The sequence below is a fragment of the Pelagivirga sediminicola genome, assembly GCF_003072125.1.
Taxonomy (GTDB): domain Bacteria; phylum Pseudomonadota; class Alphaproteobacteria; order Rhodobacterales; family Rhodobacteraceae; genus Roseovarius; species Roseovarius sediminicola.
This window is the reverse complement of record NZ_QCYH01000002.1, coordinates 1-12564: the sequence shown is the minus strand read 5'-3', so window position 1 is coordinate 12564 and position 12564 is coordinate 1. Positions and strand designations below refer to the sequence as shown.

At 65.7% G+C, this 12564-nt stretch carries 13 protein-coding genes and 1 tRNA gene; 5 read left to right on the top strand and 9 right to left on the bottom strand.

Features of this window, described 5'->3' with window-relative positions:
- Positions 1 to 49: 49 nt before the first annotated feature.
- From DC366_RS03670 to def (DC366_RS03655), 4 genes are read right to left on the bottom strand one after another with little or no spacing between them, the layout of a single operon-like run.
- A complete protein-coding gene (locus DC366_RS03670; RefSeq protein WP_108690874.1) occupies positions 50 to 292 on the bottom strand; it encodes a hypothetical protein in 243 nt (80 codons plus the stop codon).
- Positions 292 to 1206 carry a methionyl-tRNA formyltransferase gene (gene fmt / locus DC366_RS03665; RefSeq protein WP_108690873.1) on the bottom strand — a complete coding sequence of 305 codons (915 nt, stop codon included), beginning with the start codon at positions 1204 to 1206 and terminating at the stop codon, positions 292 to 294. Before fmt ends, DC366_RS03670 begins: the two co-directional genes overlap by 1 nt.
- A 5-nt stretch (positions 1207 to 1211) precedes the next feature.
- Complete coding sequence (gene def / locus DC366_RS03660) at positions 1212 to 1709, bottom strand: peptide deformylase (protein WP_108690872.1); 498 nt, start codon at positions 1707 to 1709, stop codon at positions 1212 to 1214.
- Positions 1710 to 1712: 3 nt separating this feature from the next.
- Positions 1713 to 2231: a peptide deformylase gene (gene def / locus DC366_RS03655; protein ID WP_108690871.1), complete on the bottom strand. Its 519-nt coding sequence runs from the start codon at positions 2229 to 2231 to the stop codon at positions 1713 to 1715.
- 108 nt (positions 2232 to 2339) lie between these two features.
- Here def (DC366_RS03655) and DC366_RS03650 point away from each other — a divergent pair, with 108 nt between their 5' ends.
- Complete coding sequence (locus tag DC366_RS03650) at positions 2340 to 3509, top strand: MalY/PatB family protein (RefSeq protein ID WP_108690870.1); 1170 nt, start codon at positions 2340 to 2342, stop codon at positions 3507 to 3509.
- Between the two features lie 33 nt (positions 3510 to 3542).
- Here DC366_RS03650 and DC366_RS03645 read toward each other — a convergent pair whose 3' ends face one another.
- Positions 3543 to 3899 carry a hypothetical protein gene (locus DC366_RS03645; RefSeq protein WP_108690869.1) on the bottom strand — a complete coding sequence of 119 codons (357 nt, stop codon included), beginning with the start codon at positions 3897 to 3899 and terminating at the stop codon, positions 3543 to 3545.
- A gap of 223 nt (positions 3900 to 4122) precedes the next feature.
- On the opposite strand from DC366_RS03645, the gene cbiB reads away from it, so the two are divergent.
- The gene (cbiB, locus tag DC366_RS03640) at positions 4123 to 5034 is read left to right on the top strand and encodes an adenosylcobinamide-phosphate synthase CbiB (protein ID WP_108690868.1); all 912 of its coding nucleotides are present in this window, start codon (positions 4123 to 4125) and stop codon (positions 5032 to 5034) included.
- Between the two features lie 391 nt (positions 5035 to 5425).
- On the opposite strand, the gene DC366_RS03635 is transcribed toward cbiB, so the two are convergent.
- The 3 genes from DC366_RS03635 to DC366_RS03625 form a co-directional block, all read right to left on the bottom strand.
- Positions 5426 to 5499 (bottom strand) — tRNA-Cys (locus DC366_RS03635).
- A 145-nt stretch (positions 5500 to 5644) separates the two neighbouring features.
- The gene (gene dacB / locus DC366_RS03630) at positions 5645 to 7147 is read right to left on the bottom strand and encodes a D-alanyl-D-alanine carboxypeptidase/D-alanyl-D-alanine endopeptidase (RefSeq protein ID WP_108690867.1); all 1503 of its coding nucleotides are present in this window, start codon (positions 7145 to 7147) and stop codon (positions 5645 to 5647) included.
- Between the two features lie 58 nt (positions 7148 to 7205).
- Positions 7206 to 7844, bottom strand: a complete 639-nt coding sequence (locus DC366_RS03625; RefSeq protein ID WP_108690866.1) for a nicotinate-nucleotide adenylyltransferase — start codon at positions 7842 to 7844, stop codon at positions 7206 to 7208.
- 118 nt (positions 7845 to 7962) lie between these two features.
- Between DC366_RS03625 and DC366_RS03620 the strand changes: the two genes are divergently transcribed.
- From DC366_RS03620 to DC366_RS03610, 3 genes are all read left to right on the top strand, one after another.
- Positions 7963 to 9876 (top strand): putative bifunctional diguanylate cyclase/phosphodiesterase, encoded by a 1914-nt coding sequence (locus DC366_RS03620; RefSeq protein ID WP_108690865.1) that lies wholly within the window; start codon positions 7963 to 7965, stop codon positions 9874 to 9876.
- Between the two features lie 63 nt (positions 9877 to 9939).
- Positions 9940 to 11601 carry an energy-dependent translational throttle protein EttA gene (gene ettA / locus DC366_RS03615; protein ID WP_108690864.1) on the top strand — a complete coding sequence of 554 codons (1662 nt, stop codon included), beginning with the start codon at positions 9940 to 9942 and terminating at the stop codon, positions 11599 to 11601.
- 90 nt (positions 11602 to 11691) lie between these two features.
- Positions 11692 to 11982, top strand: a complete 291-nt coding sequence (locus tag DC366_RS03610; RefSeq protein ID WP_108690863.1) for an FAD-dependent oxidoreductase — start codon at positions 11692 to 11694, stop codon at positions 11980 to 11982.
- 19 nt (positions 11983 to 12001) lie between these two features.
- Here the strand turns inward: DC366_RS03610 and DC366_RS03605 are convergent.
- The coding region (locus tag DC366_RS03605) for an IS3 family transposase (protein ID WP_108690862.1) at positions 12002 to 12564 on the bottom strand (563 nt) is incomplete at its 5' end.

Here is a 12564-nt window from a genome sequence, read left to right as displayed (position 1 = left end):
CGCAAATACCCAAGATCCTGCCGCATCACGCACGCGCCGCCAGCGGCGTTCAACGCCGTCCGCGCCAGTGGAACGGCACGATCACCAGCGCCCCGACGGAGGACGCGATCGCGTTCAGCCCCGCCGAGCCGAAGCCGATTCCGAACATCAGGCGCACGAAGTAGAACAGGAACGCGCCGCCGACGCAGATGATGATCGACGGGATGATCCCGTTGCGGGTGAACCCCGATTTTTCCGAGATATAGCCGACGATCCCGGCGATCACGACAGTGCCCATTATGGTCGGAAACATCAGCCCTCACCCAGGATCATGCCGCGCGGCACCGCCATGCCGCGCAGGAACTCTGCCTGATCCTGCGCACCGCGCCCGGCCCGCTGCAAGCGCAAAAGCCGCACCGCGCCGGTGCCGCAGGCCACGCTCAGCGCATCGTCCAGCACCTCGCCCGGCGCGCCCCGCCCCCCCGCCAGCCGCGAGCCAAGCAGCTTGACGCGCGTGCCGTTCATGTCGGTCCACGCGCCGGGAAAGGGCGACAGGCCGCGGATCTGGCGATCCACCTGCACCGCGCTGCGCGTCCAGTCCACGCGCGCCTCGTGCTTGTCGATCTTGGCGGCATAGGTGACGCCCTCTTCCGGCTGCGGCACCGCCACCAGCGTATCGAGGCGGCCCAGCGCATCGCAGATCAACGCAGCCCCCATCGCGCTCAGCCGGTCATGCAGCGCCCCCGTCGTCTCCTCGACGCCGATCCGCGTCTGCTTGCGCAGCAGAACCGGGCCGGTATCCAGCCCCGCCTCCATCTGCATGATGCACACGCCCGTCGCCGCGTCCCCGGCCATGATCGCGCGATGGATCGGCGCCGCCCCCCGCCAGCGCGGCAAAAGCGAGGCATGGATATTCAGGCATCCGCGCCGCGGCGCGTCCAGTACCGCCTGCGGCAGGATCAGGCCATAGGCGACGACCACCGCGACATCCGCGCCCAGCGCGGCGAATTCCGCGCGATCGGCCTCGCCTTTGAAATTCAGTGGGTGCCGCACATCCAGCCCCATTTCGGCGGCGCGCGCATGCACGGCGCTGGGCCGCTCCTTCTTGCCGCGTCCGGCGGGGCGGGGCGGCTGGGTGTAGACGGCGGCGATGTCATGGCCAGCGGCCACCAGCGCCTCCAGCACCGGCACCGAAAAAACGGGTGTTCCCATGAAAATCACGCGCATCGGCCCTACCCCGCCAGTTTGCGCGCGCGGCGCAGCAGGATGTCGCGGCGCAGCTTGGTCAGGCGGTCGAAATACATCCGCCCGTTCATATGGTCGATCTGGTGCTGCACCGAAGTGGCCCAGAGCCCGACGAAGTCGCGCTCTTCCGGCACGCCATCCGCGTTCAGAAACCGCACCGTCACCGCGCGGGGCCGCGCGACCAGCGCGGACAGGCCCGGCAGGTTCGGGCTGGCCTCCTCATGCGGGCGCATATGCACGCTCGCGTGCAGCACTTCGGGATTGGCCATGCGCACCGCCTGTCCGCGCGCCTCGCTGGCGTCCACCACGGCAAGGCGCAGCATCACGCCGATCTGCGGCGCCGCAAGGCCGACGCCGGGCATCGCCTCCATCGTGTCGATCATGTCCTGCCAATGCGCGCGGATCTCATCCGTGATCGCGTCCACGGGGTCGGCAGGCGTGCGCAGCCGCTTGTCCGGCCACGGGATGCAGCGCCGCGCGGTCATGCCCTAGCCCCGCGCCATTTCGCGTTTCAGCTTCTGCATCCGCCGCGTGATCAGCTGCCGCTTCATCGGGCCGATATGGTCGATGAACAGCTTGCCGTTCAGATGGTCGATCTCGTGCTGCACGCAGGTGGCCCACAGGCCATCGAGCCCGGCGGTCTGCTCGCGCCCCTCGAAGTCGATCCAGCGCACCTCCACCTCCGCGGGGCGGGTGACCTCGGCATATTGCTCGGGGATCGACAGGCAGCCTTCCTCGTAGACGTTGACGGCGTCCGAGGCGGCGGTGATCTCGGGGTTGAACATCACCGTGGGGCGCGCGGGCTCGCCCTCTTCCTTGACGCAATCCATCACGATCAGGCGGCTCAGCACCCCCACCTGCGGCGCGGCCAGCCCGATGCCGGGCGCGTCATACATTGTCTCAAGCATGTCCTGCGCCAGCTTGGCCATGTCGCCGGTGACATCCGCGACGGGATCGCAGAGCTTTTTCAGGCGCGGGTCGGGATGGATCAGGATCGGCATTTTCATGCAGGCTCATGTAGGCCAACCGCATCGCCAGTGCAACGGGGTCAACGGCCCTTGCGCCCGCCGCCCGGTGGTTTAGCCTAGCGCCGGGCGGCAAACGGGAGGCATTGCATGAACTTCGACGAAATCATCGACCGCGTCGGGACACATTCCAGCAAATGGGACATGATGGAGCCGATCTATGGCGTCAGCCCCGATGGCGGCATCCCGATGTGGGTGGCCGACATGGATTTCCGCCCGCCGCAATGCGTGTCGGACGCCGTCCGGGCGATGCACGATCACGGCATTTACGGCTATTTCGGCGATGAGGGCGCCTATCGCGCCGCGATCCAGTGGTGGATGAAGGAGCGGCACGGCTGGGCGCTGGACAAGGACGCGATCTTTACCACCCATGGCCTCGTCAACGGCACGGCGATGTGCGTCGATGCCTTTACGCAGCCGGGCGATGGCGTCGTGCTGATGACGCCGGTCTATCACGCTTTCGCGCGCGTGATCAAAGCGGCCGGGCGCCGCGTGGTGGAGTGCCCCCTTGCGCTGGAGGCGGGCAAGTACCGGATGGATTTCGACGCGTGGGACGCGCAGATGACCGGCAATGAGCGGATGCTGATCCTCTGCTCGCCGCACAATCCGGGCGGTCGCGTCTGGACCCGGGCCGAGTTGAACGGTGTTGCCGATTTCGCGCGGCGCCACGATCTGATCCTCGTGTCGGACGAGATTCATCATGATCTGGTGATGCCGGGGCACACGCATGTTCCCATGGCCAATATCGACGATGTCGAGGACCGGCTGGTGATGATGACCGCGACGACCAAGACGTTCAATATCGCAGGCTCGCATACCGGAAACGTGATCATTCCCGATACCGGGATGCGCGCCCGCTTCGCCGCGCGCATGGCGGCGATGGGGCTGTCGGCCAATTCCTTTGGCCTGTTCATGACCGAAGCGGCCTATTCTCCGCAGGGCGCGGCATGGGTCGACGCGCTGATCGGGTATCTAGACGGCAACCGAAAGGTGTTTGATGAGGGCGTCAACGCGATCCCCGGTATCAGCTCGATGGCGCTGGAATCGACCTATCTGGCATGGGTCGACTTTGCGGGCACCGGAATGTCGCGCGACGAGTTCACGCAGCGCGTGCAAAAGGATGCCCGGATCGCCGCCAACCACGGGCCCACATTCGGATCCGGCGGGGAAAGCTATCTGCGTTTCAACCTCGCCACGCCCCGCGCCCGTGTCATCGAAGCCGTGGAGCGGCTGCAGGCCGCATTCCGCGACCTGCAGTAAAGGCGGGGGGCGGTCCGGCCGCCCCCGCAATCCTCAGCGGTTGAAATCCTCCAGCAGGCCCGCAGGCGCATCCGGCGCGCGCACGAAGTCGATCGGCTGATCGCCGGTCGCCTCGGTCATGCGCTTGTATTCGAAATGCCATTCGGCTCCTTCATCGGACGCGGCCACGATCAGGCATTGCGACAGATGGCGCGCGCCATCGAAGAGATCGACGAGCCCGCGCAGATGCGGCGCATGTTCCGCGTCCACCGCAAACCCGCCCGGCCACGCCCGCAGGATGCGGTAGGGAACGCCGTCCACCTCCACGCGCAAGCGGTGACTTTTCAGATGGGACGCACGGCGCGCTGCATCCAGCCCGTCCTGCACGTCCTTTGGCAACGTCATCTCCATAACATGATCCCCCCGCACGACTCAGTCTGCCTGACTACGATGCCGTGAAATTCATTCCGATCAAGTTAAGATTTTTGGTATTTTTCACGAGTCATCTTTCTGCAAGGCCGCTTGCGGCAGCCCGGCCTGCCCGTCCGCCCGTCCGATACCGGCTTGCGGGCGCGGCGTTTATCCGGTTGGAAGGCGCAGATCACTGCATGACGACGCAAAAAGGGCGCGAGAGATGAGCATGGCCTCGATACTGGTTCTCGCCATGGCGCTGGATGCCGCATTGGGCGAGCCGCGCTGGCTCTGGGACCGGCTGCCGCATCCGGCGGTGGTGATGGGGCGCGCGATCGATCTGCTCGATCGTCGCTGGAATACCGGCAAGGCACGCCGCGCGAAGGGCGCCTTGGCCATTGCCCTGCTCGGCGCGGCCGCGCTGATGCTGGGCGCGGCACTGGCGCAACTGGGCGCGGCGGTCGTGATTATCGTGGCCGCGGTCCTGATCGCCCAGCGCTCGCTGTGCGATCATGTGGCGGCGGTTGCCGCGGCGTTGCGGCTTTCGCTGCCGGACGGGCGCGCGTCGGTGGCGATGATCGTCGGGCGCGAGACGCAGGCCATGGACGGCCCCGCCGTCAGCCGCGCCGCCATCGAATCGGCGGCCGAGAATTTCAGCGACGGCGTCGCCGCACCGCTTTTCTGGCTGGCGATCGGCGGCCTTCCCGGTCTGATCCTCTACAAGATCGTCAATACCGCCGACAGCATGATCGGCCACCGCACCCCGCGCCACGCGCAATTCGGCTGGGCCGCCGCCCGGCTGGACGATCTGATGAACCTGATCCCCGCGCGCGCCACGGCCCTGCTGATCCTGCTGCTGTCATATCCGCGCCCGCGCTGGTCCGACATCGTGCGCGAGGCACGCCAGCACCGCTCGCCAAATGCCGGCTGGCCCGAAGCCGCGATGGCCCGCAGCATCGGCGTGGCCCTGTCCGGACCGCGCGCCTATCACGGCCAGATGCACTCCTATCCCTTCGTCAACCCCGAGGGCCGCCGCAACCCCGGCCCGGACGACATCGACGCAGCCGTCGCCGTGCTCTGGCGCCTATGGGCCGCCATCCTTTTGCTGTCGGTTCTGTGGGCACTCCTTGGGTAGATTACGGCCGCGCGGGCCGATCCTTGCCCTAAATAAGTTAACGTCGCGTTTCATTGAGCAAGAGCGCCCGATAGGCCGCGGGGCATTGAGAACACGCGACCACCTGCACGCGTTTTTCGCCCCTCCTGACCACCCGCGCCCTTTGCCGCTCGCCGACTATCGCCGCCACCTCCGGCACATATCGACGGGACGCACGCCGCGTTTCACGATGCACGAGCGCAACTTGGCCTGCCTGACAACGCGGGCCCGGAACATACTGAACAGGCGTCTAAATGGGTCGCCAAGCATCGCTCGATTTGTGAGCGCCAGACGTTTCGAATCTGAAGCGATTCACAGCGTCTTGGAGAATTCGGACACTACCCTGAAAAACGCTTGAGCTATTGTGAATTAATGGAGGCGAGTACCGGAATCGAACCGGTGTACACGGATTTGCAATCCGTTGCGTAACCACTCCGCCAACTCGCCGAAGCCATGCGTTGATTAGAGTTTTCGCGCGCAGGCTGCAAGGGGATATTGCGCGGGGGCTCGCTTTGCCAAAGATATCGCGCGAAATCGGCAAGGTTCACTGGCCCTCACCGTGATTGGAGACGGCCATGGGCGCCCCCGCGTCTCAGCTGCCGTAGGCGGCGTCCCAGCGCTCGATCAGGGCTTGTTGCAGCGTCTTGGCGCGGCGGTTCCAGGTCGCCGCACCGGGCGGGCGGTCATCGGTGGAATTCTCCAGACCCACGCGGCTGTCGGGGTCATGGGCGAAAATCGCGAAGGCAAGCGGGCGGCCGGACGGTCCGGTCGCGTATCCGGCCAAAGCACTGACGAAATGCAGCGTTCCGGTCTTGGCCTCCACGAGGATCGGGTGCGCGTCGTCGGGCTGGCCGTCGGCATTGCGCATCTTGAATGGCTTGAGCATCGGCTTGAGCGCCGCGTGCCGGCCCGCCGCGGCCAGACCGCGCGCAAGTGCGCGCGGGCTGATGCGCGAGGCGGCGCCGAGGCCCGAGTGATCGACCAGCGTCGCGCCCTCCAGACCCAGATCGGCGCGCGCCCAAGCCGTCATCTCGCGCGCCGAGTCCGCCAGTGTTTCGGCGCTGCCTGTGCGCGCGACCGTTGCGGTCATGCCGACCAGCTCGGCGGTCAGGTTGTTGGAATATTTCAGCATTCCGCGCAGGATCTCGGGTAATGGATCGCTCAGGTGGCTGACCAATGTCGCACCCGACGGCGCGCTGTCCTGGCGTTTCGCGCGCTCCAGCGTGATGCCCTGCGCGCGCGCAACGCTGGCGAACACCTCGCCGGCATAGCTGTCGGGATAGCGCACGGGCAGCCAACGGGCGCCCGATTTCCCCAAGGCTGCGCGCGCGACCGTCCATTGATCGTGATCGCCGCCATCGGCATAGGTATAGAGCGGCGTCGAACGGTCGGCGATCATCATGCGCGCGACCTGCACTTCCGGCCGGTACTTGGCCGAGCGGGCGTCCATCGTGACGGTATAGCCGTCCGCCGCGCGCACCCACTGGAAATGCACCCGGTTGAAATTCAGGTTCAGCCCCGACACCGCGGGGTTATAGCCGACCTGATCGGGCTGGCCTGCGTCGATGAACCGCTCGAACGGCAATGCGCCGCCGAAGACGCGAAAATCCCCGGTCAGGCCGCGTATGCCGGCCGCCTTCAGATCGGCGGCCATATCGGCCAGCGCGTCGGTGTCCAGAACCGGATCGCCGCCGCCGACCAGCACCAGATCGCCTTGGATGATGCCCGCATCGACCGGGCCCGTCGCCACCAGCCGCGTCTCAAATCGATAGGTCGGCCCCAGCGCGTCCAGCGCGTAAAGCGCGGTGATGCTTTTGGTCACGCTGGCCGGGGGCATCCCGGTCGCGCCGTTGCGCGCCTCCAGCGTGGCGCCGGTGCGCATATCGATGACCGCATATGCGACCTTGCCGTTCAGGCGCGCGGCATCGATCAGATCCTGCGCCTCGGGCGGGCGTGGGGGGGCTTTGGCGGCGGTCAGCCCCTCGGGGCGCAACTGCGGGCGCAGCGATACGGCGGGCGCACCGGCGTGGCCGGCGGCTGCAAGTGCCGAAAGCGCACCGCTCAGGAACAGACGTCTGGAAAAGGATTTCGTCATGCGCCCGATCTAATCCATGCCGGGCACTGGCCGCAATCGCGATCTGGCCCCTTTCTGCTCACGATTTCGCGTCCGGCCAGCGCCCCGCCGCGCGCAGCCGCGTCGATGACAGCGCCATCATCGGCACATTGGCAAAGCACCACGCAGGCGCTTGCATGTGGCCCAGCGCCCGCGCCAGGGGCGTGGGCACGCGGGCCCGCTCGTACATGCGCGCCGCGACCGAAGAGCGCGCGGCCAGCCGCGCGCCGGGCCGCGCGAGGATGCCGATCGGCACCGTCTCCATGATCTGCCGCCAGTCCTGCCAGTGATGAAACTGGACCATGTTATCGGCGCCCATCAACCACACGAACCGCACGCCGGGCCGCAGATCGCGCAGCGCGGCGAGGGTCAGCGCGGTATGACGCGCGCCGATCTGCGCCTCGAAATCGCTGATGTGGACGCGGGGGTGCTGCATGATCTCGCGCGCGGCCGCCATGCGCCGCGCCAGCGGGGCGGGGCCGCGCGGCTTCAGCGGATTGCCGGGACTGATCAGCCACCAGACCGCGTCCAGACCGAACCGTTTGAGCGACTCGCGGGTGATATGGGCGTGCCCTGCATGGGGCGGATCGAACGAGCCTCCGAGCAGGCCGATCACGGCGCCGCGCCGACACGGCGGCAGCACCAGGCGCGGATTGGCCCGGAGGGCAGTGTCGTCCATCGCCTGCAATCTCCTAAAATTCGTTGATTTTTCTAGACACAAACTGCGGCGAAAGCCACCCGATATTAAGACCGCTGCGCCACGGTCGGCAAACGTAGTCAGATGAACGGATGCAGCGGTGACGCAGTGGCAGACAAGACGGGATGACGGCAGGGCCGGTGAGTGCGCGGGCGGGCGCGGTGCGGCGTCGCTGTCCGGCGGACCGAGCGCGGCCACCGACGCAGTATTGCCGCGCCTTATCCTCGATCATGCGCGCGACGGCATCGCCTTGCTGGACATTCGCGGGCGCGTCTTGTGGATGAACCCCGCGCTTGAGCGGATGCTGGGCTGGCCGCTGGACCTGATGCGCGGGCGCAACCCGGCCGAATTTATCAACCTGCCCGAAAACCGTCCCGGCCCCGCCGAGCTGGCCAAATTCCGCTACCTGCCGGGCAGCTCGCTGTTTCAGCAGTTTCGCGTCACCCGGCACATGCGGCGCGACGGCACGCGATTCTGGAATCAGCAAAGCCATGCGCTGATCGACACGGGCAGGCAGGACGCGCAGAAGATGGTGGTCGTGACCTGCCGCGACATCACCGATCAGGTGCGCGTGCAGACGGCACTGGAGCGGATGAAGGACGATCTGGAACATGCCGCATATCACGACGACCTGACCGGCCTCGGCAACCGCAAGAAGCTGTCGCAATATCTCGGCTCGGCGCCGGTGCGGGCGTCCATCGGTACCGGCCGCGTCGGCGTGCTGCAGCTGGATCTCGATAAATTCAAGCAGATCAACGACACGCTGGGCCATGCTGCGGGCGATGCCGTCCTGCGTCATATCGCGCGCGCCCTCGGCGCTACCGCGCAGCAGGGGGATCTGGTCTGCCGGACGGGGGGCGACGAATTCTTGCTGATCTGCTGCGATGTCGGCAGCAAGGCCGCGCTGATGAGCCGGGCCAAGGCGATCTTGCGGGCATCGCGCGCGCCGTTGGCGTGGAAGGACCAGACCATCACGCCGGGCATTTCCATCGGCGCCAGCCTTTGCCGCGGCACACCGCCCACGCCGGAGACCTGCGGCGGCGAGGCGTTGATCGCGCAGGCCGACCAGGCGCTGTATGCCGCCAAGGAGGAAGGGCGCGGGCGCGCCTTTTTCTACACTCCCGAGCTTGGCGCGCGCTACCGGGCCGAACGGCAGCTGGCCCGCGATCTGGCAACCGCGATCGAGCAGGGCCAGTTCATCGTGCATCTGCAGCCCATCCTGCACCTTCGCAGCGGGCGCGTCACCGGCTGCGAGGCGCTGCTGCGCTGGCAACACCCGACGCGCGGGCTGCTGGCCCCGCCCGAATTTCTGGGTGCTGCCGCGCAGGCCCAGCTGCTGCCGCAGATCGATTATCTGGCGATGAACGCGTCCCTTGATGCGCTGGTGTCGCTTCGCGATCAGGGCTTTGACGATCTGTGCCTGTCGCTAAACGTGTCGAGCGCAATCCTTGCCGATGCCGATTACCCTGCCCTTCTGAACTGGGCGATGCAGTCCCGCGGCCTGCCGCCGGGCTGCATCAGCATCGAAATTCTGGAAACCTCGTTCATGAACCGCGGCGCGCCTGACGGGTGCGATGCAATCGCGCGGTTGCGGCGGCTTGGCGCGCGCGTCGCGCTGGACGATTTCGGAACCGGCCATGCGGGGCTTGCCCATCTGTCCACCGTCGAGCTGGACGCGATCAAGCTGGATCGCAGCATGGTTGGGCGTCTGGAGACGGACGGGCGCACCCGCGTGATTGCCCGCGCCATCATCCGGCTTTGCCGCATGCTGGGCATGGAGGTCGTCGCCGAAGGGGTGGAGACGCAGGCGCAGATCGACATCCTCGGCCGCGCCAGATGCCCGCTGGTTCAGGGCTACGGCGTTGCGCGGCCGATGCCGCTGGCCGAACTGCCGCAATGGCTGCTTGAAAACAAGGCGTTTTCCCTGCCCGTCACGCTGCCGCCGCGGGACGAACCCAGCCCCGCCGCGCCCCCTGCCGGACGGGCAAGACGGCGCGGCGATAACTCCATTTGAATTCGCCCCGCCGGATCGTTACATGAGCATCAACCACCGCCATTCAAAACGGAAAGCGCAATCATGTCAGCCAATAAATACGTCTATCATATGCAGGGCGTGTCCAAGGCCTATCCCGGCGGCAAGAAATGCTTTGAGAACATTCATCTCAGCTTTCTTCCCGGCGTCAAGATCGGTGTCGTCGGCGTCAACGGCTCGGGCAAGTCGACCCTGCTCAAGATCATGGCAGGTCAGGACAAGGACTATAGCGGCGAGGCGTGGGCCGCCAAGGACGCCACCGTCGGCTACCTGCCGCAGGAGCCGCAGCTGGACCCATCCCTGTCGGTACGCGAAAACGTCATGCTGGGCGTTGCGCCCAAGAAGGCCAAGCTGGACCGCTTCAACGAGATCGCCATGCAGATCGCCGAGGATTACTCGGACGAGCTGATGGAGGAGATGACCAACCTGCAGGACCAGATCGACGCGGAAAACCTGTGGGATCTGGACAGCCAGATCGACGTGTCGATGGAGGCGCTGCGTTGCCCGCCGGACGATGCGGACGTGACCAGCCTTTCGGGCGGGGAAAAGCGCCGTGTGGCGCTGTGCAAGCTGCTGCTGGAAGCGCCCGACATGCTGCTGCTGGACGAGCCGACGAACCATCTGGACGCCGAGACGATCGCATGGCTGCAGCAGCACCTGATCGAGTACAAGGGCACGATCCTGATCGTCACGCATGACCGCTATTTCCTGGACAGCATCACCAGCTGGATCCTCGAGATCGACCGCGGCCGCGGCATCCCCTACGAGGGCAACTATTCGAGCTGGGTCGAGCAGAAGGCCAAGCGCCTGATGCAGGAGGCGCGCGAGGACAAGTCCAAGCAAAAGACGCTGGAGCGCGAGCTGGAATGGATGCGGCAGGGCGCCAAGGCGCGGCAGGCCAAATCCAAGGCGCGGATCAAATCCTATAACGAGATGGCCGACCAGTCCGAGCGCGAGAAGCTGACGAAGGCGCAGATCGTCATCCCGAACGGCCAGCGCCTCGGCTCGAAGGTGATCGAGGTCGAGGGCCTGCGCAAGGCGATGGGTGACAAGCTGCTGATCGAGAACCTCAGCTTTTCCCTGCCGCCGGGCGGTATCGTCGGCGTCATCGGCCCCAACGGCGCGGGCAAGTCGACGCTGTTCAAGATGCTGACCGGACAGGAACAGCCCGACGCGGGCACGATCGAGCTGGGCACGACGGTGGACCTGAGCTATGTCGACCAGTCGCGCGACGATCTGGACCCGAACGAGAACGTGTGGGAGGCCATTGCCGACGGTCAGGACATCATCAAGCTGGGCGATGCCGAGGTGAACGCGCGCGCCTATTGCGGCGCGTTCAACTTCAAGGGCAGTGACCAGCAGAAAAAAGTGTCGCTGCTGTCGGGCGGCGAGCGGAACCGCGTGCATATGGCGCGCCTCTTGCGCTCGGGTGGCAACGTGCTGCTGCTCGACGAGCCGACGAACGATCTGGACGTCGAGACGCTGCGCGCGCTTGAGGATGCGCTGGTCGATTTCGCCGGCTGCGCCGTGGTCATCAGCCACGACCGTTTCTTCCTTGACCGGATCTGTACCCATATGCTCGCCTTCGAGGGCGACGCGCATGTCGAGTGGTTCGAAGGCAACTTCGAGGATTACGAAGAGGACAAGCAGCGCCGCATGGGCGATGTGGAACCCTCGCGCATGAAGCACAAGAAATTTGCGCGCTGATGTGATCGCATCACCGCAAACCCTGCTGAACGCGCGCCCCCTTGCGGGACGCGCGTTTTGCATTTCTTTCACAGCGCCCGATCCGCGCGCATGACCGGCGCGCCGCACTCATTTGATGTTCTCATCATCGGCGCGGGCCCCGCCGGGACCGCCGCCGCGATCACCGCGCGCCGCGCGGGCCTGAGCGCCGCGCTGATCGACAAGGCCGCCTTTCCGCGCGCGAAGCTTTGCGGCGGATTGGTGACGGGGCGGGCGCAGAAACACTACCGGGCCATCTTCGGCCAGGACCTCGATCCGGCGCTGTTCGAGCCGCGCCATGAGATTGCCTTTCACGCGGGTGAAGTGGTCCTGCTTTTTGGGACAGGTTTGCGGCTCAGCTAAGATGCATTCGGGTTAGGTTTCATGCCGCTTGGTTCATCTGTATCGCATCAAAGTATGCGTCGTCGGGCGTTCGTTTATCAAGAGCTGTATGGGGTCGCTCAGCGTTGTAAAATCCGATCCAGTCGTCGATGATGCGTTTGGCTTGGAAGCCGTCCTGCAATTCGTGCAGATAGACAGCCTCCTGCTTGAGGGATCGCCAGAGCCGTTCGATGAAGATATTGTCGAGGTATCGTCCCCGCCCATCCATTGAGATCTTGATCTTGGCATCTGTCAGGGTTGTGATCCAGGCCGTTCCGGTGAACTGTGATCCTTGATCGGTATTCATGATTTCGGGTTTGCCGTATTTGGCGACCGCCTCTTTTAACGCCTCAACGCAAAAACTGGCATCCAGCGTGTTGGAGAGCCGCCACGCCAGAACCTTACGCGTCGCCCAGTCCATGATAGCCACCAGAAAAAGGAACCCGCGCCGCACCGGGATGTAGGTAATGTCGCTACACCAGACGTGGTTCGGGCGCATGATCGGCAGCTTCCGGAGCAAATAGGGGTAGATCGAGTGCTGGGGATGCTTCTTGCTCGTATTTG

Bases quoted from the DNA above. Each gene is read 5' to 3' on its own strand.
- def (WP_108690872.1), bottom strand. From the start codon at position 1,709: ATGACCGCGCGGCGCTGCATCCCGTGGCCGGACAAGCGGCTGCGCACG.
- dacB (WP_108690867.1), bottom strand. From the start codon at position 7,147: ATGACGAAATCCTTTTCCAGACGTCTGTTCCTGAGCGGTGCGCTTTCG.
- cbiB (WP_108690868.1), top strand. From the start codon at position 4,123: ATGAGCATGGCCTCGATACTGGTTCTCGCCATGGCGCTGGATGCCGCA.
- def (WP_108690871.1), bottom strand. From the start codon at position 2,231: ATGAAAATGCCGATCCTGATCCATCCCGACCCGCGCCTGAAAAAGCTC.
- fmt (WP_108690873.1), bottom strand. From the start codon at position 1,206: ATGCGCGTGATTTTCATGGGAACACCCGTTTTTTCGGTGCCGGTGCTG.
- DC366_RS03645 (WP_108690869.1), bottom strand. From the start codon at position 3,899: ATGGAGATGACGTTGCCAAAGGACGTGCAGGACGGGCTGGATGCAGCG.
- ettA (WP_108690864.1), top strand. From the start codon at position 9,940: ATGTCAGCCAATAAATACGTCTATCATATGCAGGGCGTGTCCAAGGCC.
- DC366_RS03670 (WP_108690874.1), bottom strand. From the start codon at position 292: ATGTTTCCGACCATAATGGGCACTGTCGTGATCGCCGGGATCGTCGGC.
- DC366_RS03650 (WP_108690870.1), top strand. From the start codon at position 2,340: ATGAACTTCGACGAAATCATCGACCGCGTCGGGACACATTCCAGCAAA.
- DC366_RS03625 (WP_108690866.1), bottom strand. From the start codon at position 7,844: ATGGACGACACTGCCCTCCGGGCCAATCCGCGCCTGGTGCTGCCGCCG.
- DC366_RS03610 (WP_108690863.1), top strand. From the start codon at position 11,692: ATGACCGGCGCGCCGCACTCATTTGATGTTCTCATCATCGGCGCGGGC.